We start from the raw sequence: 20794 nt of genomic DNA, 5'->3' as shown, positions 1-20794 counted from the left end.
TCAATGCCCTTCCGTCTCTTTGTTCGCCTGGCGGATGTTCCAGACCATGATCGGAATGACCGCTATCATGATGATGATGGCGATGGTGGCGCCGCGGCCGAAATCGCCGCCGCCGCGGAACATCCAGTCGAACATCAGATTGGCCAGCACCTGACTGTTCCACTGGCCGTTGGTCATGGTCAGCACGATGTCGAAAACCTTCAGCACCAGGATGGTGATGGTGGTCCAGACGACGGCGATGGTGCCCCAGATCTGCGGCACCATGATCTTCCAGAAGATCTGGAAAGGGTTGGCGCCGTCGATGACGGCGGCTTCCAGCGTTTCTTCCGGAATGCCGCGCAAGGCCGACGACAGGATGACCATGGCAAAGCCGGTCTGGATCCAGATCAGGATGACCATCAGGAAGAAATTGTTCCAGAACGGCAGCGATATCCAGACCTGCGGCTGGCCGCCAAAATACTGGATGATGGCGTTGAGCAGGCCGATCTGCGTCTGGCCGTCGCCGCGATACTCGTAGATGAATTTCCAGATGACGCTGGCGCCGACGAAGGAGATGGCCAGCGGCAGGAAGATCAGGCTCTTGGCGATGGTGCCCCACCAGATCTTGTCGGTGAGCACGGCGATGATCAGCCCGAGGAAGGTGCAGGCGGCCGGCACCACCGCCAGCCAGATGATATTGTTGAGGATCGAGTTGCGGAACTCGCGGTCGCCGAACGCCCATTGATAGTTGGCCAAGCCGACGAAATGGGCGCCGCCGCGATCGAGGAACGACAGCCTCAGCGTCTCCACCACCGGGTAGATCAGGTAGATGGTGAGGATAATCATCGCCGGGCCGACGAACAGCCAGGGCCGGATCACCCCCTGCCGGCGCAGATTGTTGATCGCCGCCTTGCCGGAAACGCCGCGCGCCGGAAAGATCGTGTCGAGTGCCTTGTTGGCGCCCCAGAAATAGGCGACGCAGCCGCCCACGCCGATGATGATGACGAATATCGCCGAAAAAATCTGAGCCGCCATGGGTCCCTCGCCCTGCGCACGGATCCGCCAGTCGAGAATGGCTTTGGCGACGGGATCATGCGCCGATTCAGTTGTCTGGAGCGCGACCAGCCGAAAAGCAGGTCACTGGGCGCGCGTCATGCCGGAATGCGTTGTGCTCACGACAATCGACGCGACGCCAAGCACCGGGTAGGATCCGGGCCGTTTGAGGCCCGGATCGCATCGGATCGGGAACTCAAGCCGGCCGCTTACTTGATCGCGTCCCAGCTTTTCTGGATGTCGGTGGCGACGTCCTGGGCGGACTTGCCGCCGACCAGGTCGATCATGCCGGTCCAGAAGGCGCCGGCGCCGATCTTGCCCGGCATCAGGTCGGACCCATCGAAGCGGAAGGTCGAGGCGTTGGCCAGGATCTCGCCCTGCTTCTTCAGCGCGTCGCTGGCATAGGCGTCCTTGTTGACCGACTTGAACGGCGTCACGAAGCCGCCCTGTGCCATCCAGATCTCATGAGCGAGCGGCAGCTTCAGGAATTCGATGAACGCGCGGGCACTCTTGCTGTCTTTAGTGATCATGGCGAGCGTGCCGGCGCCGAGCACCGGAGTGCCGAGCTCGGGCTTGGAAGCGTAAGGCGGGAAGTAGAAGAAGTCGGCATCCTCGCCGATCTTGGTGCCTTGCGGGAAGAAGGTCGGGATGAACGATGCCTGGTGGTGCAGATAGCATTTCGGTGGCACCGAGAAGAGGCCCTTCGGGCTGTCGCGGAAATCGGTCGCCGCAACCGCCTTGGCGCCGCCCTCGACCATCTTGTCGTCGGTCGCGATCTTGCCGAAAATGTCGATGGCGTTGACCACCGCCGGATCGTTGAACGGAATTTCGTTCTTCACCCATTTGTCGTAGGTCTCGGGCGTCTGGGTGCGCAGCATGATGTCTTCGACCCAGTCGGTCGCCGGCCAGCCGGTGGCGCCGCCCGAACCAAGCCCGATGCACCATGGCGTGCCGCCGTCGGCGATGATCTTCTTTTCGAGCTCGGCAAGCTCTTCCTGCGTCTTGGGCACCTTGTAGCCGGCTTCTTCGAAATTGTCCGGCGAGTACCAGACCAGCGATTTCACGTCGGCCTTGTAGGGAAAGGCGAAGAAGCCGGGCTTGCCGTCCTTGTCCTTGAAGGTGCCGAGGTCGACCCAGGATTGGCCGGCGCCGTAATTGTCCTTGACCCAGTTGGCCGTGTCGTCGCCGAGTGGCGTCAAAAGGCCCTTCGACGCCAGATCCTGGATCAGGCCCGGCTGCGGCAGCACGGCGATGTTGGGCGGGCTGCCGGCTTGCGTGTCGATGACGATCTGCTGTTCGTAATTCTCCGACGAGGAGTACTTGATCTCGGCGCCGGTGGCTTCGGAGAAGTAATCGAGAACGGTGCGGATAAGCCCTTCGTCCTCGCCGCGCCACGGTCCGAAGATCGTCAGCGTCTCGCCCTTGAGGTCGACTTTCTTGAGCTCTTCGTAGTTCGCCCAGTTGAAACGGGGATCTTCGCCCGGCTTGAACTTCAATTCGGCTTGCGCCGGCATGGCCAGGGCAAGCGTGGCAAACGCAGCACCCAGCAGAAGCATTTTCTTCATCGGTATTCCCTCCCAGTGGTGACAAACACCGAACGAAACCTCCATTCCGTCCGCCGGCGCTGCAGGACTGTGACTCAGTCGGAAAGGAACCGCAACCTTTCGTAGAGTCTTCCAAAGCGCTTTGGTGATTTTGATCTCGCCACTGAATTGGTCGGGAGTCAAGAGGAGGCCGGGCTAATCGATTTAATTTTGCGCCGAGAAGCGGCGAAAGTGCGCTGCAGCACAGTATTATGGCGGTGCAGCAGCAAATTCGGCTTCAAACTGGCCCGAGCGATGCATATGGTCATCGCGCTCGGCGACGCGGTTCGTAGTGGCCACATCGATTCAGATTAAAAGCGCTTTGGGGTTTGGAGGCCTCCGGTGAACCTCAAGCAGCTCTCCCACATGCTGGCGCTTTCACAGACCACGGTCAGCCGCGCATTGAACGGCTACCCGGAGGTCAACGAGGAAACGCGCCGGCGGGTGGTCGATGCCGCCAAGCGCCAGGGCTATCGCCCCAACCCGAGCGCCCGCCGGCTGGCAACCGGCAAGACCGGCATGATCGGCTATGTGCTGCCGACGGGAACGACCGTCGATATCGACCCGCATTTCGTCGAGTTCCTGTCCGGCCTCGGCGACTATGCGCGTTCGCACGAGCTCGACCTGGTGCTGTCACCGGCCGATGCCGACGACCAGGAGACGACTTACCGCCGCATTGTCGCCAACCGGCAGGTCGACGCGGTCTATATCTCCTCGCCGAGGCCGGCCGACCGGCGCGTGGCGCTGGTCAATACGCTCGGCATTCCCTTCATCGTCCACGGCCGCAGCGAAGGCTTCGATTTCGATTATCCCTTCACCGACATCGACAATGAGGGCGCCTTCCACGAGGCGGCGCGGCTGCTCGTCCAGCTCGGTCACAGGCGGCTGGCACTGATCAATGGTGACGATCGCGAGACCTTCGCCATCCATCGTGAGCGCGGCGTGCGGCGCGCGCTTGCGGCAAGCGGCTTGATGCTTAGCGAACAGCATGTCTGTTCCCTCACCATGACCGAGGAGAACGGCTACCGCGCTGCCAGGCGCTTGCTGGAACAAAGCGACGCGCCGACGGCGATCGCCTGCTCCAGCCTGATCATGGCGCTCGGCGTGGTGCGCGCGGTGCGCGATCTCGGCCTGACCATTCCAGGCGACCTGTCGCTGATCGCCCATGACGACGTCTTCCCGTGGCTGAAGCCGGAAAATTTTTCGGTGCCGCTGTCGACGACGCGTTCGTCGATCCGCCTGGCCGGCGCGCGCATCGCCGAACGGCTGGCGGCGCGGATTTCCGGATTGGAGGAGGGCGCCCGCGGCGAGGTCTGGCCGGTCGATCTGGTGGTCAGGGGATCGGTGGCCGGCGCACCGGCCTAGGGGCACGACTCGATCACTCTGAATGGCGGCTGTTAGCCAGCGTTGGCGGTTGCTGTGCGTCCTGGTCTCAGGCCGCGGATTTGAGGTGATCGATGAAGGCGCGCAGCTTCGGCAGGACCTGGCGCTTGCCAGGATGATAGAGGAAGACGCCCGGCGTCGTGGTGGCGACGCCGTCCAGCACCGACTTGAGTTTTCCTTCGGCTATCGGACCTTCGGCGAGGGGTCGCGGCGTCTGCGCCAGCCCAACGCCCCGCATCGCAGCCCCGACCAACGTCGAATAGTCGTGCGCGATCAGCGGGCCTGAGACGATCGCTTCGATCGCGCCGTTGCCGTCGATGAAAGACCAGGGCGCGATGGCGCCATTCGAGCGGCGCAAGCGTAAGCAGGCGTGGTGGCGCAAGTCGTCGACACGCTCGGGACGGCCGTGGCGCTCGAGATAGTCAGGGCTGCCGACGACCACGAACGAGAACGGCGGAGTCAGCCGCACCGCGACCATGTCGGCGGCAATGAGCTGGCCGAGGCGGATACCGGCATCGAACCCGCCGGTCGCCAGATCGACCATCTGGTCGCTCACGGCGATCTCCAGTTCGATCTCAGGATAGGCTTGGCAGAACGACGCGATCACCGGCTCCAACATCAACGGCACGATAGCGCGGGGTACAGACAGGCGCAGCAGACCGGTCGGCCGTTGGCCGATATCGCGCGCGGCCTCGCCGGCCGCGACGAGCTCTTCGAAAGCAGGGCCGGCACGGTCGAGGAACCGCTGACCAGGCTCGGTTAAACCAACGCTCCGCGTCGTGCGGACGAACAGCGCCGTGCCCATGCGAGCTTCCAGGGCGCGCACCGCTTGGCTCACTGCGGACGGCGTCACGCCGAGATCCGCGGCGGCACGGCGGAAGTTGCGGCGCCTGGCGACAGCCAGGAACGCCTCGACGCCCTCCAGCGCACCATGTCGGACTGTGTAGTTCTGCTTCATAGGGTATTGTGATTACACCGGATAGCCGAATTGCGGTAGCGGGCTTAGGGGGTAATCGGCTGAAGCTCGGAGACATCTTGCAATGACGGATGGACTTGATGGCGTGCGCGACCACCATCGCGCCACTGGCCTGACCAAGCGGCTGCCGGGGCCGCGACCTTCGCCAAATCTCGGCGCGGGACCGGACTTCGCGCGGCTTTCCGCCGACCTGGGACGGAATCTCATGAACGACCGGCTCGGCGTCCCGAGCGCGGTGTTCGAGGCCGCGTGAACCAACGTTGAGAGGAGGCCAAATGTCCACGGAAATGGTGTTCCAAACCCATCTCGTTCTCGGCTATGTCGCGTGGCTGCTTTGCTTCGGCGCATATGGTTTGCCGTGGCTCAGGTCGATGGACCGGGTCGCAGCGCAGCGCGCTATCGCTACGCTGCACAGCTTCCGCTTCTTTGGGCTCGTCTTCCTCCTTCCGGGCGTCGTAAGCCCCAATCTGCCCGCCGACTTCGCCGTGTTTGCCGCCGATGGCGACTTCGCGACAGGGGTGCTGGCCATGCTGGCGCTGCTCACGGTGAGGATACGCCGGCTCTTCTGGCTGTTCGTCGTCGCCTTCAATGTCGTAGGGACGGTCGACCTCATCGTCGACTATTACCATGCCGTCCAGATCGGCCTTCCTGCACACGCCGGCGAACTGGGCGCCACCTACGCGATCCCGATCATCTACGTACCGCTGCTGATGATCACGCACATCGTCGCATTCTATTTTCTGGTGCGTCCTCGGCAAAACGCGACTTGAGCCGTCACGGACTATTCCTTCGCCGCCTCGGCCGCCTTGGTGTCCAGCAGGCCAAAGCCGAAATCATCGTCCCGCCCCTTGGGACCGAGATCCCTTGCGGTGGCGGCAAGTGCTTTCTCGACCCAGTCGGCCGAACGGTCGGGTGCGGCATGAAACAGGTTGGCGACGGCACCGGTCACGATCGCCGCTGCAAAGGAAGTCCCGGTCACCACATCCGAGCCGGCGCCGCTTGGCGCTACCATCTCGACGCCGGGAGCGGAGATGAAGACGTAGGCGCCGCGATTGGCCTGCGGCATCAGCCCGTCCTTCGCATCGGTGGCCGTCACCGCGATCACACCGTCGAAGGCGGCCGGATAACCATAGGGCGCCCTCGGCCCATTATTGCCGGCGGCCGCGACCAGTACGATACCGAGCGCCCGGGCATTGTGGCAGGCAATGCCGAGCAGATCGTTCTTCGGGCCGACGAAGCTCATATTGATGATGCGGACGTCCTGGTCCGCCGCCCAGTCGAGCGCCGAAAGGATGACGTCCATGGTCGACTTGCCGCCCTCGAAGGCGCGGGCGTGATAGATCCTGGCGCCGGGCGCCATGCCTTTGAACGCGCCGGTGCCGGCGATCAATCCATCGACCGAAGTGCCGTGGTCGCGCGCCTTGATCGGCACGTCGGGCATGGCATCGAACTGCTTGGCAATGACGCCGAAGAGCGCTGGATTGCTGTCGTCGATGCCGGTATCGATGACGCCAACGCGGACGTTGTCGCCGCTGGCCTCGTTGGCGTCGAGCGCGATGCGCTCGAACGCATAATTGACGATGCTGGCCGCCTGCTGCAGCGAATAGACATGGTTGGCCTCACGCCGCAAAGTGCGGCCGTCGGCGGCAAGCTGCGCCAGCACGACGCCGACCGGGCGGCCATCGGGAATGCCGAAGCGCACCAGCGTGTTGCCGAGCAGCCGCGACTGCCGCTGCGAGCGTATCTCGAGGCCGAACGAAGCGGCGATCTGCTGGACCGCGCCGGCATCGCCATTGATCGTGACCAGCACCTCGTCAGGCACGAAATCGCCGATCACCGCGCGCGGCGGCTCGGTTGCGACAAGATCGGTCGGCGCTACGACCGGACCGCCCGGCGCGGCCACCTGTACTGCTGGCGCATCGGCGGGTGGAGCGGACGGCGGGGCTGCGGTATTGCCAGGATTGGGTATCGGCGCCTCGGCGACTACGGCAGGATTGGGGAACAAGTCGACGATCAGCGCGGGAAGAAACACGGCACTCGCCGTGGAAGCTTTAGCCGGCGTTTTGCCGCCATCCTTCACGCCGCCGCCATCCTTGGCGCAGTCGGCGCCGGCCGCACTTGCCCGGTTCAGGCAGTCGATCTCCGCCTGGGTGAGGTTCGGGTCGTTGGTCTGCGCCATTGCGGACGCGGCGAAGATTGTCATCACCGCCGTCAATCGAATGACCGCCTTAGCCGCCATCAGCCGGTTTCCTTCCCTCCAGGGCAGCTTCAGTGAAAGGCTGGGCGGCAATAAGGCCGAGCAGTTTTTGATAGTCCGCGGCGGTCTTGGCCGGAACGCCGAGGCGGAAGACGCCGTCGGCGGTAGGCCCGCCGGCGATCTTCAACTGGTTCTGGTCGAGAAAAGCGACGATGTCGGACAGCTTCGCATCCGGTTTGAACTTCACCAGCGCAAACGGCATTTTGGCCAGATCGTCTTCCGATCCGGCAATCTCGAAGTCGTCACTCTTGTTGCCTGTCTGCACAAAGGATTGCACCACGACCAGAGCCAGCAGCACTGCGGCCGCGGCCCAGGCGACGCCGACCGGCACCGCCATGAGGCGGCTCCAGGCTTGCGCCAGCCAGGACGATGCCGGAGGCGCGCGGGCCGGACCGGCCTCGGCGTCGAGCGCCTTGGCAAAGCGGCTGAGCGCATCGGCCGGCGGGCGGATTGCCTCGTTGGCGGCAGCGGTGCCGGAGAATTCGGCCTCGGCCTCGCCAAGTGCGGCCATCGCCGCCGGATCGCTCGCCAGCCATTCCTCGATGACTTCGAGCTCGGCGCCCTCCAGCGAGCCGTTCAGATAAAACGGCAGCAGCATTTCCATTTCGTCGCGGCGCGACATTTTTTCAGCGGCACTCATGGCCATCCCCTGTCGTAACCAGCGGCCTTGAGGGCTTCGCCGAGTTTCTTGCGGGCGTAGAACATCCTGGTCTTGACCGTGGCGACCGGGATGCCGAGCACCTCGCCGATCTCGCTCACCGACTGCCCGTGATAATAGGCAAGGTCGATCACCGTGCGGTGTTCTTCCGGCATGGCATCGATGAAGCGCCGCAAGGCAGCGGCCTTGTCTTCCTTCATCGTCACGACTTCCGGCGTGTCGGCGCCGTCGGCGACCTGGGCCGCGTCATCGTCGTCGATCCAGTCTTCCTTCTTCTTGCGCAGCAGGGACAGCGCCTTGAAGCGGGCAATGCCGAGCAGCCATGTCGAGACCTCCGAGCGCCCCTCGAAGGCCGGCGCCTGCCGCCAGAGTTCGAGGAACACCTCGTTCGCGATATCGTCGGCCATCAGTTCCGATCCCGTCTGGCGTGCCACGAAGCGGTAGACCCGCGCGTGGTGGCGCATGAACAGGAGCCGCACGGCGGCACGGTCGCCCTTCGCGACTCGCTCGACAAGCGCGCGATCGGTCTCTGCGGCAGTCATCGCCGGTCGAGCCGCCTGGCTCCTGCCTGCTCTGTCGCTGATCGGCCCAAAAAGGTTCACCGCATCCGCCCGAGGACTTTTGCGGAGGCTAGCCGAAGAGCGGGAGCGTGGCCAGAGGGAGCGCTTTCCCTTCTCCCTTGGGAGAAGCGAGCTGCCGGATCAACTGAGAAACGGCTTTGCCTTCATCGTCGCCGGCGCTGGCACGCCGAGGCGCCTCAGCACCGTCGGGGCGAGCTGCAGCTGATCGAGCAGCGTGTTGGCTTCCGGACCCTCGCCGGATCCGAAGTAATAAAGTGCGAAATCCTGCATCTCCTCGTCATGGCCGCCATGATGGCCGCGATTGGTCTGCCCATGATCGGCGGTGACGATCACCTCGTAGCCGGCGTCCCGCCAGCGCGGCAGGAAGCCGGCGAGCATGGCGTCCACTGCATAGACGGCATGATCCATCTCGTGACAGTCGTGGCCGAAGCGGTGGCCCATCGAGTCCAGCGTGCAGCTGTGCAGGATGCCGTAGTCGATGCCGTGGCGCCGGGTCAGCATGGTCAACGTCGCGAACAGGTCGACGTCGCTCGGCGTCATCTGGTTCCTGGCATTGTAGCCGGTCATGGTGTGAAACCGGCCATGGCTGATCGGCCCGCCCGGCTCGTCGAACTCCATGTCCTCGACCAAGTCGAACGGATAGACCCGGAAGAATTCGGACCAGTAGGAGTGGGTGACCGCACCAGTTTTGCCGCCGGCCTTGGTGACTTCGGAAAAGATGTCCGGTTGTTCGACGCGAAACCGGTTCTCGTTTGACAGGATACCGTGCACTTGAGGCGGCACGCCGGTGTGGATCGAGGCATAGCAGCAGGCCGAGGTCGACGGCAGCACGGAGCGCATCTTCCACACGCGTGCTTCGCCTGATTGCACCCAGCCTTCGAGATTGCCCATCAGCCGTCGCCAGTTCCGGTAAGGCACGCCGTCAAGGATGATGAGCAATAGTTTTGTCTTGAGCGCCACGGGCGGCTCCATGCGATTCAATCGAAAAAGTCAGAGCGTGCGTCTGGGGCCTGCCGTTCAATCCAGGCCAGGACCTGATCGTAGGCGCAACGGCCGGCCCGCTAGTTCCCCGCGCTTGCCATGCGCCGTCCCTTGATCGCCTTTTCCAGCCAGCCGATCTCCATTTCGGGCACCGACGACAGCAAAAGATCGGTGTAGGCATCGAAGGGCGGCGCCAGCACCTTGCTCTTGGCACCGTAGCGCACCACTTCGCCGCGATACATCACCGCGATGGAATCGGCGATCGACTTCACCGTTGCGAGATCATGGGTGATGAAGAGATAGGCGACATTCTCCTCCTTCTGCAGCTCGAGCAGCAGCTCCAGTATGCCGTGGGCCACCAGTGGATCGAGCGCCGAGGTCACCTCGTCGCAGATGATCAGCTTCGGCTTGGCGGCGAGCGAACGGGCGATGCAGACGCGCTGCTTCTGGCCGCCGGAAAGCTCGGCCGGGTAGCGGTCGACAAAACCCTTGCCCATCTCGATCTTGTCGAGCAGTTCTGCGACGCGGGCGTCCCGCTGCCTTCCACGCAGACCGAAATAGAATTCGAGCGGCCGGCCGATAATGGTGCCGACCGTCTGGCGCGGGTTCATCGCCACATCGGCCATCTGATAGATCATCTGCAGCTGACGAAGATCCTCTTTCGGCCGGTCGGCGAGCCGGTTGGCGAGCGGACGCCCGTCGAAGGTGACTGTTCCCTGTTCGGGCGGCAACAGGCCGGTGACGGCGCGCGCCAGTGTCGACTTGCCGGAGCCGGACTCGCCGACCACCGCCAGCGTCTGGCCCGGGAAAATGTCGACCGAAACGTTCTTCAGCACCTTGATGTGGCTGCGGCCATAAGCGGCGGTGATATTCTTGACCGACAGGAACGGCGTCGCGCCTGGCTTCTGCTCCTGGTGTTCGATCTGATGCACCGAGACCAGCGCGTTGGTGTATTCCTGGCGCGGCTCCTTGATGATTTGGCGGGTGCCGCCCCATTCGACCAGCCGCCCGTGGCGCAACACCATGATCTCGTCCGAGACCTGGGCGACGACGGCAAGGTCGTGGGTGATGTAGAGCGCCGCCACATGCGTATCGCGGATGGCGTCCTTGATTGCCGCCAAGACGTCGATCTGCGTCGTCACGTCGAGTGCCGTGGTCGGCTCGTCGAAGACGATCAGATCGGGCTCCGAGCACAGCGCCATTGCCGTCATCACGCGCTGCAGCTGGCCGCCCGACACCTGGTGCGGAAAGCGTTCGCCGATACTTTCGGGATTCGGCAGGCTGAGCTTCTTGAACAGCGCGACGGCGCGCTTTTCGGCTTCGGCCCGCGTCGCGATGCCGTGCAGCAGTGCTGCCTCGACCACCTGGTCCATCAGCCTGTGCGCCGGGTTGAAGGCAGCTGCCGCCGATTGCGCGACATAGCAGACCTCGCGGCCGCGCAATTTGCGGAATCCCTCCTTGCCGCTCTTCAGGATGTCGCGGCCATTGAGGATGACCTCGCCGCCGGTGATGCGCACGCCGCCACGGCCATAGCCCATCGACGACAGGCCGATGGTCGACTTGCCGGCGCCGGACTCGCCGATCAGGCCGAGCACCTTGCCCTTTTCGAGCGTCAGCGAGACATCGTGCACCAGCACGATGTTCTTCGGCGCCTCACCCGGCGGGTACACCGTGGCCTCGATACGTAGATTGCGGATATCGAGCAGCACGGACTTCGGTCGCTGGTCAGCCATTACCCGCGTCCTCCCTTCAGGCTTGTCGTGCGGTTGAGCACCCAGTCGGCGACAAGATTGACGGAAATCGCCAGCGCGGCGATCGCCGCCGCCGGGATCAGTGCCGCCGCAATTCCGAAGACGATACCGTCCTTGTTTTCCTTGACCATGCCGCCCCAGTCGGCGTCCGGCGGTTGCACGCCGAGGCCGAGGAAGGACAAGGTCGACAAGAACAGCACGGCATAGATGAAGCGCAGGCCGAGTTCAGAAACCAGCGGCGACAGCGCATTGGGCAGGATCTCGCGGAAGATGATCCAGCCGCTGCCTTCGCCGCGCAATTTGGCCGCCTCGACATAATCCATGACGTTAATGTCGACCGCCACCGCCCGCGACAGGCGGTAGACGCGGGTCGAGTCGAGAATGCCCATCACCAGGATCAGCGTCACCAAATTGGTTGGCAGCACCGAGAGCACGACGAGGCCCATGATCAGCGTCGGGATCGACATCAGGAGATCGACGAGGCGCGACAGCAGCGTGTCGAACCAGCCGCCGAACACCGCGGCAGAGAAGCCGAGGATAGCGCCGAGCGAGAACGACAATGCGGTGGCCAGCACTGCGATGAACAGGGTGATACGGGCGCCGTAAATCATGCGTGACAACAGATCGCGGCCCAGATTGTCGGTGCCCAGCCAATGTGTGGCCGACATCGGCTCCCACACGTCGCCAACGATCTCACCATTGCCGTGCGGTGCAATCCAGGGCGCAAAGATCGCCGCCAGCACGAACAATGCGGTCAGCACCAGTCCGATCAGCGCCGGGATGGGGATGCGTTTTATGACGAGCATACCCGCCCCCTCATTTCGGATGTCTGAGGCGCGGATTGGCGACGATCGCCGCTATGTCCGCAATGATGTTCAGGCTAATGTAAACGGCGGCAAAGATCAGCCCCACCGCCTGCACCACCGGCACGTCGCGCTTGGTGACGTGGTCGACGAGATACTGCCCCATGCCCGGATAGACGAAGATCACTTCGACCACGACGACGCCGACGATGAGGTAAGCGAGATTGAGCATCACGACGTTGATGATGGGCGCGATCGCATTGGGGAAGGCATGCCTGCGGATGACCGCGAAGGCCGAAAGCCCCTTGAGCTCCGCCGTTTCGACATAGGCCGACTGCATGACGTTGAGGATCGCGGCGCGTGTCATGCGCATCATGTGGGCGAGCACCACCAGCGTCAGTGCCGCCGCCGGCAGAGCGATCGCCTGCATGCGCTCGAGGAAAGGCATCCCGTCAAAGACGGTCGAGATGCCCGGGAAGATCTGCCACTTCACGGCGAAGAAATAGACGAGCACATAGCCGATGAAGAATTCCGGAAAGGATGTCGAGGCGAGCGCCAGCCCAGAGATCAGCTTGTCGACCCAGCCATTGCGGTAGCGCACCGCGATGAGCCCGAGGATGATCGCCAGCGGCACCGCGATGATCGCCGCCCAGAAGGCGAGGAACAGCGTGTTCCACAGCCGCCCCTTGATCGAGGTCGCAATATCCTGCCCGCTCGACATCGCGGTGCCAAGATTGCCAGTGAGCACGCCGCCGAGCCAGCGAAAATACCTGATATAGGCCGGGTCGTTGAGGCCGAGCTGCTCGCGCAGATTGGCGAGCGACTCCGGCGTCGCCGACTGTCCGAGGATCGCTTGCGCAACGTCGCCGGGCAGGATCTGGGTGCCGGCGAAGATGAGGACCGAAACGGCCAATAGCAGGACGATGCCCAGCGCAATGCGCTGGGCCACCAGTTTCACGATGGGTGAGGACATATCCGCAAGGCCGGGCTCAGGCTTCGAGCCAGCACTTTGCCAGAGCGTATCCGTTCATCAGCTCCTGATGCGGATCGTCCACCCAGCCGGCAACCTTGGCGCCCGTCGCGTCGATGAACTGGTTGAACATCGGCAGGATCAGGCCGCCTTCGTCGCGCACCATGACAGCCATGTCGTGGTACATTGCCTTGCGCTTGGCTTCGTCGAGTTCGGCGCGGGCAGCCAGCACCATCTTGTCGAAATCCGGACGCTTGAAACGCGTGTCGTTCCAGTCCGCCGTCGACAGGTAGGCGGTCGAGTACATCTGGTCCTGGGTCGAGCGACCGCCCCAGTAAGAAGCGCAGAAGGGCTGTTTGTTCCAGACTTCCGACCAATAGCCGTCGCCCGGTTCGCGCTTGATCTCCAGCTTGATGCCGGCCTTGGCCGCGCTCTGCTGGAACAGCTGTGCGGCGTCGACAGCGCCGGGGAAGGCGACATCCGATGTCCGGAGCAGAACGGCACCATCATGGCCCGACTTCTTGTAATGGAACTTAGCCTTGTCGGGATCGTATTTGCGCTGCTCGATCTCGGTGAAGAGCGGATACGCCGAATTGATCGGGAAGTCGTTGCCGAGCGAGCCATAGCCTCTGAGTATCTTGTCGAGCATCTCCTCGCGGTCGATCGCCAGCTTCAGCGCCATCCGCAAATCATTGTTGTCGAACGGGGCCGTGTTGCAATGCATGATGAAGACGTAGTGGCCGGGTCCGGCGTGGTTGCGGATGGTGACGCCGGGCAGACGCTTGATCAGATCGACGATCTTCGGCTCGACTCGATTGATCATGTTGACCTGGCCGCCCTGCAGGGCCGCCGTGCGCGCGGTGGCGTCGTTGATGACGATGATCTCTATCTGGTCGGCATGGCCCATCTTGTCGCCCTGCCAGTAATTGGCGAAGCGCTCGCCGCCATGGCGCACGCCGGGCTCGTTGGTGGTGACCTTGTAAGGACCGGCCGAGATGCCGGCATCCGCCTTGTCCTTGCCGCCATTCGGCTGGACGATCAGATGGTAGTCGCTGAGCAGATAGGGAAGGTCGGCGTTCGGCTCCTTCAGCGTCAGCACGACTTCCTTGCCGCTGGCCTTGATGCTCTCGATGCCCTTCATGTAACCGAGCGCGCCGGATTTCGACTTCTCGTCCGAATGGCGTTCGAGCGTGGCGGCCACGTCCTCTGCGGTCACCGTCTTGCCGTTGTGGAACTCGACGCTATCGCGGATCTTCAGCGTCCAGGTCTTGGCGTCGTCCGACGAGCCGATCTCCTCGGCAATACGGTTCTCGAGCTTGCCTTCGGGAGACAGCTCGACGATCAGTTCGCCCCACATCTTGCCGAAGGCGAACGGCACCTGCGTCATGAACAGGGCCGGATCGAGGCTGTTGGTGGACTCGCCGCCAACCAGGCCGGCCTTGAGCGTGCCGCCCTTGACCGGACCCGCCGCGCGTGCTGCGCCGGAAAGCAGCGAATTGGCGAAGGTTGCCGTGACGCCGAGCGCTGCCGCCCGGCCGAGAAAATCACGACGGCTCAGTTTGCCGGACGCAACGCGCCGGCTCAGATATTCCAGTTCGTTAGACATGTTGAGTTCCTCACTCTGTTGGTCCGACCTTATGGTCGTTTTTCTCATTTCTTATCGGGAGAATAATGACCGTAAGGGAAAGCGGTAAGCAAGACCGAATGCGACATGCCGTGGCGTAAATCGTGCGTCGCAATTGGACCAATCGCTATAAGCGCTCAAACCAGTGCGCGCGGGATTTTCTCCTCGAAATTGCGCTCGAAAACCAGTTTTTCGCCTTCGTAGGCTTCGATTCTGGCGCTAACCATGAAGCTTTGCGCGTCGGACCGCATTTCGGCGAAGGTTTCGGTGCGCACCGACCATCCATTTCGCGACAGCGTCTGGGTCCAATGCGTCTGGCCCGACGCTGACAGCGGATTGTCAGGATGGATCGTCCATGTCTCTCTCGCGATGCTGCCATTGGCAAGGCCATGCGCCAGATCGCGCACCTCGCCGAAATCGTCGACGATGGAAAGCGTAATCATTCCGGTCTTTTCGTCGCGATCGACATGACGTTCGGAGCTCGCGGCGCGGACCGTCTCCGTTGCCCAGGGAGTGGCGGCCTCGGGCGTGGGAAACGTCACTTCATCGCCCTGCGCCAGCGGGCGCAACGGCAGCTTCAGCATCGCGGCCGACAGTTCGAGCCGGACCGGCTCCGGCGATGGCCAGATCATCGGCCAATAGGTGTTCGAAACGGCAATATGCATGCGGTGGCCGGCCGGCACGCGATAGGCGCATTGGTCGAGCACCACCCGGGCGCTGACGGTTTCGCCCGGCACCAGCGCTTGCGGGAACTCGTGCGAGTTGCGGTGCGTCAGGTTGAGCACGCCGTAGGAGATCAGCTCGGATGCGCCATCGGGATGCACGTCGCACAGCCGGATCGCGATGTTCGCCTGGCGCCGGTCCGACGAGAGCCTGACCAGAACTTCTGGAGCACCGACAATGTCGACCGCTTCGGCGAGCACCGGCTGGTCGAAGCACACCGAGAATGCATCGTCGGGGCGCTGGTCACCAGGCAATTCCGGGCCGAAGGTGAAGGGAAAATATTCGCCGCCGGCAAGGCCGCAGCTTTGCGGCGAAGCGACGATGGCGGGCTCGCTGCCTTCAGGGATAAGCTCAACCTCTTGCGTCTTGATAGTGGGCGACGGCCATTCCGATTCTGCGACCCAGCGGCCCGGCCGCTCAGGATGCCAGCGCGCCGGGCGCACGCTGTCCATGACATAGGCGCGGTAGGCCGGGTCGGCCTCGACGCCGGTGTCGATGTCCTTCAGCCAGCGGTCCCACCAGCGCAACGCCTCCTGCAGGAAGCCGATGCGCGGTTCGGGCGCGGCGTAATGCGGGTATTTGTGGATCCACGGGCCGACGATGCCTTTGACCGGTGCCTCGATGTTGGCGGCGAGATGGGAAATCGTATTGCGATAGCCGTCATGCCAGCCGCCGATCGACAGCACCGCGGCATGAACGGCGGAATAGTCCTCGCAGACCGAGCCGCGCTTCCAATAGGCATCGCGATGCTGGTGCTTCAGCCATAGCGGCGCCAGGAAAGGCTGGTTCTCCAGCCGGGTCAGCCACAGGTCGCGCCATCTGTTGTCGCCGGCCAGCAGCGGATCCGGCGGCCGCGACGAATAGGACAGCATGGTCGAGGCCCAACCGAAATTCTCGATCAGCAGGCAGCCGCCCTTATAGTGGATGTCGTCGGCATAGCGGTCGACGGTCGAGCACAGGCTGATCACCGCCTTTAGCGCCGGCGGCTGCATCGCCGCAACCTGCAGGCAATTGAAGCCGCCCCAGGAAATGCCCATCATGCCGACATTGCCGTTGCACCACGGCTGCGCCGCCGCCCAGGCAATCACATTGCAAGCATCTTGCAATTCCTGCTCGGAATATTCGTCGTCCATCAGCCCTTCGGAATCGCCGTTGCCGCGCATGTCGACGCGGATCGAGGCGTAGCCGTGGCCGGCGAAATAGGGATGCGTCAGCTGATCGCGATAGGTCGTGCCGTCACGCTTGCGATATGGCAGGTGCTCGAGAATTGCCGGCACCGGATCGTCGGCGGCGTCGGCTGGCATCCACACCCGCGCCGACAGCCGGCAGCCGTCCGGCATGACGATGCCAACGTCCGGGAACTCTACGACTTCTCGGGGGAATTCAGTGATGGTTTTCATGCGGCAGGCTCCAGGACCGCCAGATGATGGAGTCCGCAGGACGTCGTCGTGGGCCAGCCAACGAATTCGGCTGGTCAATCCGCGTCAATTCAGCGGTATGTCGTTTTCCGCTTTGCTCGCCTGATAGGCAGTGGAGAGCTCGTCGTAAATTGCGGAGATCGCGCTGATCCGCGCTTCCAGCCGCTCCCGCTCGGCATCGGGCAGCGATCGCACCAGTCTGCGGATCGAGAAGCTCTTCCAATAGGCATTCTCGGCATTGTAGCCGCCGGGATCGAGGGTAAAGACCTCTTTCAGGATCTTCAAATCGTGCGGGATGGCGAAGCTGTCGCGCGAATCCTCGTGACTGAACAAATGGTAGAAATTGTCGAAGCCGGTCCAGGTGATCGCCGACAGGCAGAGCGAGCAGGGCTCGTGGGTGGCGAGGAAGATAGCGTCCCTGGTGTCGACGCGCTCGGCCTTCGGCATTTCGTAGAAGCGCTTCAGGCAATGCACCTCGCCGTGCCAGAGCGGGTTTTCGGTCTCGTTGTTGGTTTCGGCAAGCACCAGCGAGCGGTCGTCCTTGCGCAGGATCGCCGCGCCGAACAGCTTGTTGCCATGGACGACGCCTTCGGCGGTCTTCGGCACGATGTCGTGCTCGATGACGTCGAGCAGTCGGTCGATCAGCGATATGTCGGTCATCACCTAATCCCGTCGGGAAGATGGATTTCGTAAGGGTGCGAGAAATGACACTCTTCGAGATTGGAGCCGTCGCCCCCGCGGTCGACGACCACAAAATCCTCGACATCGCCGATCGGCGTCAGCACGCCGTGCCACAGATTGCGCGGGTAGTTGACGCCTTGTCCGGGCGCGGTGATGAAGGCGTGCGGCTCGCCAGGGCCTTCCTCGCCATCATGGCAGACGACGACCAGGAACGGCCGTGGCGACAGCGGGATGAAGGCCTGGCTGCCAAAAGGGTGACGCTCCACCATGGTGAGCTTCAACGGAAAATCATAGGGCGTGCCACGCACCATCGAGATCAGCACGCGCGCATTCGGGCCTCGTGCTTCAGCGGTGGCGAGATCGTGGTAGCGCTCGGCCTTGCCGCCGTTGATCGGATAATGGTTGTCGCCGCCCCTATCGATGACGTCGCCGAACTCGGCGAAATTCTCGCGGGTCAGTGGCCGCGCGACAATGCGGGTCATGGCGTACGCCTTGCGACGCCGGCGCTGCCGAGCTTGGCGTGCCGGTTGACGTCTTTGTAGAGGAGATAGCGGAACTTGCCCGGGCCGCCGGCATAGCAGGCCTGCGGGCAGAAGGCGCGCAGCCACATATAGTCGCCTGCCTCGACCTCGACCCAGTCCTGGTTGAGGCGGTAGACCGCCTTGCCCTCCAGCACATAAAGCCCGTGCTCCATGACATGCGTCTCGGCAAACGGGATGACGGCACCCGGCTCGAGGGTGACGATGGTGATATGCATGTCGTGGCTCATGTCGGCCGGATCGACGAAGCGCGTCGTCGCCCATCGGCCCTCGGTTCCGGACATCGGCGTCGGCGCGATATCCTGTTCGTTAGCGAAGAACGCTTGCGGCGTATCGATGCCGTCGACTGCATCATAAGCCTTGCGGATCCAGTGGAAGCGGACAGCCGCGCCGCTTTCGTTGCGAACCGTCCACCCGATGGCCGGCGGCAGGAACGCGAAGCCGCCCGGCCTGAGCACATGCTTCTTGCCGGCAACCGAAACGCTCAGCTCGCCTTCGACCATGAACAGCGCGCCTTCGGCGCCGGAATCGGGTTCAGGCCGGTCGCTGCCGCCACCCGGCGCGACCTCGACGATATATTGCGAAAACGTCTCGGCAAAGCCCGACAGCGGCCGCGACAGCACCCAGACGCGTGTCCCCTCCCAGAAGGGCAAGGCGCTGGTGACGATGTCCTGCATCACGCCTCTGGGGATGACGGCATAGGCTTCGGTGAAGACCGCACGGCCGGTCAGCAATTCGCTCTGGCCGGGGTGGCCGCCCTGCGGCGCGTAGTAGGTTCGCTCGGCCATTTTCATCATATCCATAAGTTCAAGCCTATTGCGGAAGCCAAGGCCTATTGCGAAGCCAAAGGCCTATTGCGGAAGCATATCCTTCAGGCGAAGCAGCGCGATGCGCTCGACCTGTCTGCAGGCGGTTTCGAATTCGAGGCTGCGGCTGTTGCCGATACGCGCCTCGAACTCGGCCAGGATTTCCGCCTTGGTCTTGCCTTTCACCGCGATGATGAAGGGGAAACCGAAACTGGTGACGTAGGCGGCATTGAGTTTTGAAAACAGCTCGCGCTCCTTGTCGGTCAGCGCATCGAGCCCGGCCGAGGTCTGTTCCCTCGTCGATTCGGCCGTCAGCCTTCTGGCTTGCGCCAGTTTTCCGGCAAGGTCGGGATGGGCGTTGAGCACGGAGAGCCGCTCGGCCTTGCTGGCCGCGCGAAACACACGGCAGAGCGCATTGTGGAGGCCGCCGGCACTGTCATGCGCCGGGCCGAGCTCCAGCTCGTAGGCGCGCTCGGCAATCCACGGCGAATGCTCGAAAACGCCGCCGAATGTGTGGACGAAGGCCTCGAATTCCATTTTCGACGGGCGCAGCGCCGGCAACCGAAACGGATGCGTCTGCTGCCAGTGCTTTGCAATGTCGATGCGCCGTGCCAGCCAGACCTTGTCATGCGATTTGACGTAGTCGATGAAGCGCTTCAGCGCCGCGACCCGGCCCGGCCGCCCAACCAGGCGGCAGTGCAGGCCGATATTCATCATGCGCGGCCGCCCTGCCTTGCCCTCTTCATAGAGCGTATCGAAACTATCCCTGAGATAGGCAAAGAACTGGTCGCCCGAGTTGAAGCCCTGCGGCGTAGCAAAGCGCATGTCGTTGGCGTCGAGCGTATAGGGGATGATCAGCTGCGGTTTCGCCGTGCCGTCCGGCGCCACGTGCTCGAACCAGTAGGGCAGTTCGTCGTCATATGTGTCCGACACATACTCGAAGCCGCCCTCTTCCGCCGCCAGCCGCACCGTGTTGATCGACGTGCGGCCGGTGTACCAGCCGGTCGGCCGCGCGCCTGTCACTTCGTAGTGCAGCCGGATCGCCGCCTCCATATCGCGGCGCTCGTCTTCTGGCGCGTGATCGCGATAGTCGATCCATTTCAGCCCGTGCGAAGCGATTTCCCAATCGGCCTCTTGCATCGCCGCGACGTGATCGGGCGAACGCGCCAGGGCCGTGGCGACGCCATAGCAGGTGACCGGCACTTGTGCCTCGCTGAACAGGCGCAGCAATCGCCAGAAGCCGGCGCGGGCGCCGTATTCGTAGATCGATTCCATGTTCCAGTGGCGCTGGCCGGGCCAGGGCGCCGCGCCGACGATCTCCGACAGGAAAGCCTCCGAAGCCTTATCGCCGTGGAGGACGCAGTTCTCGCCGCCTTCCTCGTAATTGACGACGAACTGCACCGCGACATGCGCGCCGCCGGGCCATTTCGGATCCGGCGGGTTGGCTCCGTAGCCGCGCATGTCTCGTTCGTAACGCATTCTCGCTCCTGCCGGAAATTGTGATCAGGATAGTCGAAAGGAGTGCCTGCGCATTCCCCCGAAATTTTTGAAAGTGTTTTTGTCGTGCTCCGCTCGACCGGGACTTATGCATCGCCTTTAATTGGCGCACAATTCATGAATAGTGTTCGACGGTGCAGGGAATGGAGCAGCCAGTGGCGGAAACGTCGAAAGCCGAAGGCGGGCGCCTGACGACCCATGTGCTCGACACCGCAGCCGGCAGGCCGGCGACAGGCCTGTCGATCGAGCTCTATCATATCGACGGCCAGGTGCGGACGCATCTGAAGACTGTCGTCACCAACGATGACGGCCGCTGCGACGCACCTTTGCTTGCCGGCGCGGAATTCCGCACCGGCGAATACGAGCTGGTCTTTGCGGCCGGCGATTATCTGCGCCGGCAGGGGACGAAACTGCCGGAACCGGCCTTCCTCGACCATGTGCCGATCCGCTTCGGCATGGCCGAGCCGGTACACTATCATGTGCCGCTGCTCCTATCACCCTACGGCTATTCGACCTACCGGGGAAGCTGAG

General features: G+C 63.3%; 20 protein-coding genes. 4 read left to right on the top strand and 16 right to left on the bottom strand.

The window, feature by feature from the left end; all coding sequences use genetic code 11:
- Both NKI85_RS05795 and NKI85_RS05790 read right to left on the bottom strand, forming a co-directional pair.
- Positions 1-1014 (bottom strand): carbohydrate ABC transporter permease, encoded by a 1014-nt coding sequence (locus tag NKI85_RS05795; RefSeq protein ID WP_023680221.1) that lies wholly within the window; start codon positions 1012-1014, stop codon positions 1-3.
- Between the two features lie 227 nt (positions 1015-1241).
- On the bottom strand, positions 1242-2597 hold the full coding sequence (locus NKI85_RS05790; protein ID WP_352522473.1) for an ABC transporter substrate-binding protein: 1356 nt from the start codon (positions 2595-2597) through the stop codon (positions 1242-1244).
- Between the two features lie 360 nt (positions 2598-2957).
- Between NKI85_RS05790 and NKI85_RS05785 the strand changes: the two genes are divergently transcribed.
- Positions 2958-3980: a substrate-binding domain-containing protein gene (locus tag NKI85_RS05785; protein WP_352522474.1), complete on the top strand. Its 1023-nt coding sequence runs from the start codon at positions 2958-2960 to the stop codon at positions 3978-3980.
- A 67-nt stretch (positions 3981-4047) separates the two neighbouring features.
- Here NKI85_RS05785 and NKI85_RS05780 read toward each other — a convergent pair whose 3' ends face one another.
- The gene (locus NKI85_RS05780) at positions 4048-4956 is read right to left on the bottom strand and encodes a LysR family transcriptional regulator (protein ID WP_352522475.1); all 909 of its coding nucleotides are present in this window, start codon (positions 4954-4956) and stop codon (positions 4048-4050) included.
- Positions 4957-5038: 82 nt separating this feature from the next.
- Here NKI85_RS05780 and NKI85_RS05775 point away from each other — a divergent pair, with 82 nt between their 5' ends.
- Together NKI85_RS05775 and NKI85_RS05770 are read left to right on the top strand one after the other, a co-directional pair.
- Positions 5039-5227, top strand: coding sequence for a hypothetical protein (locus tag NKI85_RS05775; protein WP_352522476.1), 189 nt, complete (start codon positions 5039-5041; stop codon positions 5225-5227).
- Between the two features lie 22 nt (positions 5228-5249).
- Complete coding sequence (locus NKI85_RS05770) at positions 5250-5744, top strand: DUF8737 domain-containing protein (RefSeq protein ID WP_352522477.1); 495 nt, start codon at positions 5250-5252, stop codon at positions 5742-5744.
- A gap of 11 nt (positions 5745-5755) precedes the next feature.
- Here the strand turns inward: NKI85_RS05770 and NKI85_RS05765 are convergent, their stop codons facing one another.
- The 13 genes from NKI85_RS05765 to puuE form a co-directional block, all read right to left on the bottom strand.
- Positions 5756-7213 carry a S8 family serine peptidase gene (locus NKI85_RS05765; protein WP_352522478.1) on the bottom strand — a complete coding sequence of 486 codons (1458 nt, stop codon included), beginning with the start codon at positions 7211-7213 and terminating at the stop codon, positions 5756-5758.
- Positions 7203-7871: an anti-sigma factor gene (locus NKI85_RS05760; protein WP_352522479.1), complete on the bottom strand. Its 669-nt coding sequence runs from the start codon at positions 7869-7871 to the stop codon at positions 7203-7205. The genes NKI85_RS05765 and NKI85_RS05760 overlap by 11 nt, the downstream gene beginning before the upstream one ends.
- Positions 7868-8431 carry a sigma-70 family RNA polymerase sigma factor gene (locus tag NKI85_RS05755; RefSeq protein ID WP_352452243.1) on the bottom strand — a complete coding sequence of 188 codons (564 nt, stop codon included), beginning with the start codon at positions 8429-8431 and terminating at the stop codon, positions 7868-7870. The genes NKI85_RS05760 and NKI85_RS05755 overlap by 4 nt, the downstream gene beginning before the upstream one ends.
- 159 nt (positions 8432-8590) lie before the next feature.
- Entirely contained in the window at positions 8591-9430 is an 840-nt protein-coding gene (locus NKI85_RS05750) for an alkaline phosphatase family protein (protein WP_352522481.1), read from the bottom strand.
- 101 nt (positions 9431-9531) lie between these two features.
- On the bottom strand, positions 9532-11184 hold the full coding sequence (locus NKI85_RS05745; protein ID WP_352776342.1) for an ABC transporter ATP-binding protein: 1653 nt from the start codon (positions 11182-11184) through the stop codon (positions 9532-9534).
- Positions 11184-12008: an ABC transporter permease gene (locus NKI85_RS05740; protein ID WP_352522483.1), complete on the bottom strand. Its 825-nt coding sequence runs from the start codon at positions 12006-12008 to the stop codon at positions 11184-11186. The genes NKI85_RS05745 and NKI85_RS05740 overlap by 1 nt, the downstream gene beginning before the upstream one ends.
- Positions 12009-12018: 10 nt before the next feature.
- Entirely contained in the window at positions 12019-12978 is a 960-nt protein-coding gene (locus NKI85_RS05735; RefSeq protein WP_352522484.1) for an ABC transporter permease, read from the bottom strand.
- A 16-nt stretch (positions 12979-12994) separates the two neighbouring features.
- A complete protein-coding gene (locus tag NKI85_RS05730) occupies positions 12995-14581 on the bottom strand; it encodes an ABC transporter substrate-binding protein (protein WP_352776339.1) in 1587 nt (528 codons plus the stop codon).
- A gap of 155 nt (positions 14582-14736) precedes the next feature.
- Positions 14737-16722, bottom strand: coding sequence for a CocE/NonD family hydrolase (locus NKI85_RS05725; RefSeq protein WP_352522486.1), 1986 nt, complete (start codon positions 16720-16722; stop codon positions 14737-14739).
- Between the two features lie 84 nt (positions 16723-16806).
- A complete protein-coding gene (locus tag NKI85_RS05720) occupies positions 16807-17400 on the bottom strand; it encodes a nucleoside deaminase (protein ID WP_352522487.1) in 594 nt (197 codons plus the stop codon).
- Positions 17400-17903: an ureidoglycolate lyase gene (locus NKI85_RS05715; RefSeq protein ID WP_352776337.1), complete on the bottom strand. Its 504-nt coding sequence runs from the start codon at positions 17901-17903 to the stop codon at positions 17400-17402. Before NKI85_RS05715 ends, NKI85_RS05720 begins: the two co-directional genes overlap by 1 nt.
- Complete coding sequence (locus NKI85_RS05710; protein ID WP_502895989.1) at positions 17900-18748, bottom strand: bifunctional allantoicase/(S)-ureidoglycine aminohydrolase; 849 nt, start codon at positions 18746-18748, stop codon at positions 17900-17902. Before NKI85_RS05710 ends, NKI85_RS05715 begins: the two co-directional genes overlap by 4 nt.
- A 63-nt stretch (positions 18749-18811) precedes the next feature.
- On the bottom strand, positions 18812-20245 hold the full coding sequence (gene puuE / locus NKI85_RS05705; RefSeq protein WP_352522490.1) for an allantoinase PuuE: 1434 nt from the start codon (positions 20243-20245) through the stop codon (positions 18812-18814).
- 173 nt (positions 20246-20418) lie between these two features.
- On the opposite strand from puuE, the gene uraH reads away from it, so the two are divergent.
- Positions 20419-20793 carry a hydroxyisourate hydrolase gene (uraH, locus tag NKI85_RS05700; RefSeq protein ID WP_352522491.1) on the top strand — a complete coding sequence of 125 codons (375 nt, stop codon included), beginning with the start codon at positions 20419-20421 and terminating at the stop codon, positions 20791-20793.
- The last annotated feature ends 1 nt before the right edge of the window (position 20794 follow it).

The organism is Mesorhizobium sp. M0571, assembly GCF_040320985.1.
Taxonomy (GTDB): Bacteria; Pseudomonadota; Alphaproteobacteria; order Rhizobiales; family Rhizobiaceae; genus Mesorhizobium.
Note: the sequence above shows the minus strand (reverse complement) of the source record. Positions and strands in the feature narration are given on the sequence as shown.

Excerpts from the sequence above, each read along its gene's own strand:
- NKI85_RS05795 (WP_023680221.1), bottom strand. The coding sequence starts at position 1,014 with ATGGCGGCTCAGATTTTTTCGGCGATATTCGTCATCATCATCGGCGTG.
- NKI85_RS05790 (WP_352522473.1), bottom strand. The coding sequence starts at position 2,597 with ATGAAGAAAATGCTTCTGCTGGGTGCTGCGTTTGCCACGCTTGCCCTG.
- NKI85_RS05780 (WP_352522475.1), bottom strand. The coding sequence starts at position 4,956 with ATGAAGCAGAACTACACAGTCCGACATGGTGCGCTGGAGGGCGTCGAG.
- NKI85_RS05775 (WP_352522476.1), top strand. The coding sequence starts at position 5,039 with ATGACGGATGGACTTGATGGCGTGCGCGACCACCATCGCGCCACTGGC.
- NKI85_RS05770 (WP_352522477.1), top strand. The coding sequence starts at position 5,250 with ATGTCCACGGAAATGGTGTTCCAAACCCATCTCGTTCTCGGCTATGTC.
- NKI85_RS05765 (WP_352522478.1), bottom strand. The coding sequence starts at position 7,213 with ATGGCGGCTAAGGCGGTCATTCGATTGACGGCGGTGATGACAATCTTC.
- NKI85_RS05760 (WP_352522479.1), bottom strand. The coding sequence starts at position 7,871 with ATGAGTGCCGCTGAAAAAATGTCGCGCCGCGACGAAATGGAAATGCTG.
- NKI85_RS05755 (WP_352452243.1), bottom strand. The coding sequence starts at position 8,431 with ATGACTGCCGCAGAGACCGATCGCGCGCTTGTCGAGCGAGTCGCGAAG.
- NKI85_RS05745 (WP_352776342.1), bottom strand. The coding sequence starts at position 11,184 with ATGGCTGACCAGCGACCGAAGTCCGTGCTGCTCGATATCCGCAATCTA.
- NKI85_RS05740 (WP_352522483.1), bottom strand. The coding sequence starts at position 12,008 with ATGCTCGTCATAAAACGCATCCCCATCCCGGCGCTGATCGGACTGGTG.
- NKI85_RS05735 (WP_352522484.1), bottom strand. The coding sequence starts at position 12,978 with ATGTCCTCACCCATCGTGAAACTGGTGGCCCAGCGCATTGCGCTGGGC.
- NKI85_RS05730 (WP_352776339.1), bottom strand. The coding sequence starts at position 14,581 with ATGTCTAACGAACTGGAATATCTGAGCCGGCGCGTTGCGTCCGGCAAA.
- NKI85_RS05725 (WP_352522486.1), bottom strand. The coding sequence starts at position 16,722 with ATGAAAACCATCACTGAATTCCCCCGAGAAGTCGTAGAGTTCCCGGAC.
- NKI85_RS05720 (WP_352522487.1), bottom strand. The coding sequence starts at position 17,400 with ATGACCGACATATCGCTGATCGACCGACTGCTCGACGTCATCGAGCAC.
- NKI85_RS05715 (WP_352776337.1), bottom strand. The coding sequence starts at position 17,903 with ATGACCCGCATTGTCGCGCGGCCACTGACCCGCGAGAATTTCGCCGAG.
- NKI85_RS05710 (WP_502895989.1), bottom strand. The coding sequence starts at position 18,748 with ATGGCCGAGCGAACCTACTACGCGCCGCAGGGCGGCCACCCCGGCCAG.
- puuE (WP_352522490.1), bottom strand. The coding sequence starts at position 20,245 with ATGCGTTACGAACGAGACATGCGCGGCTACGGAGCCAACCCGCCGGAT.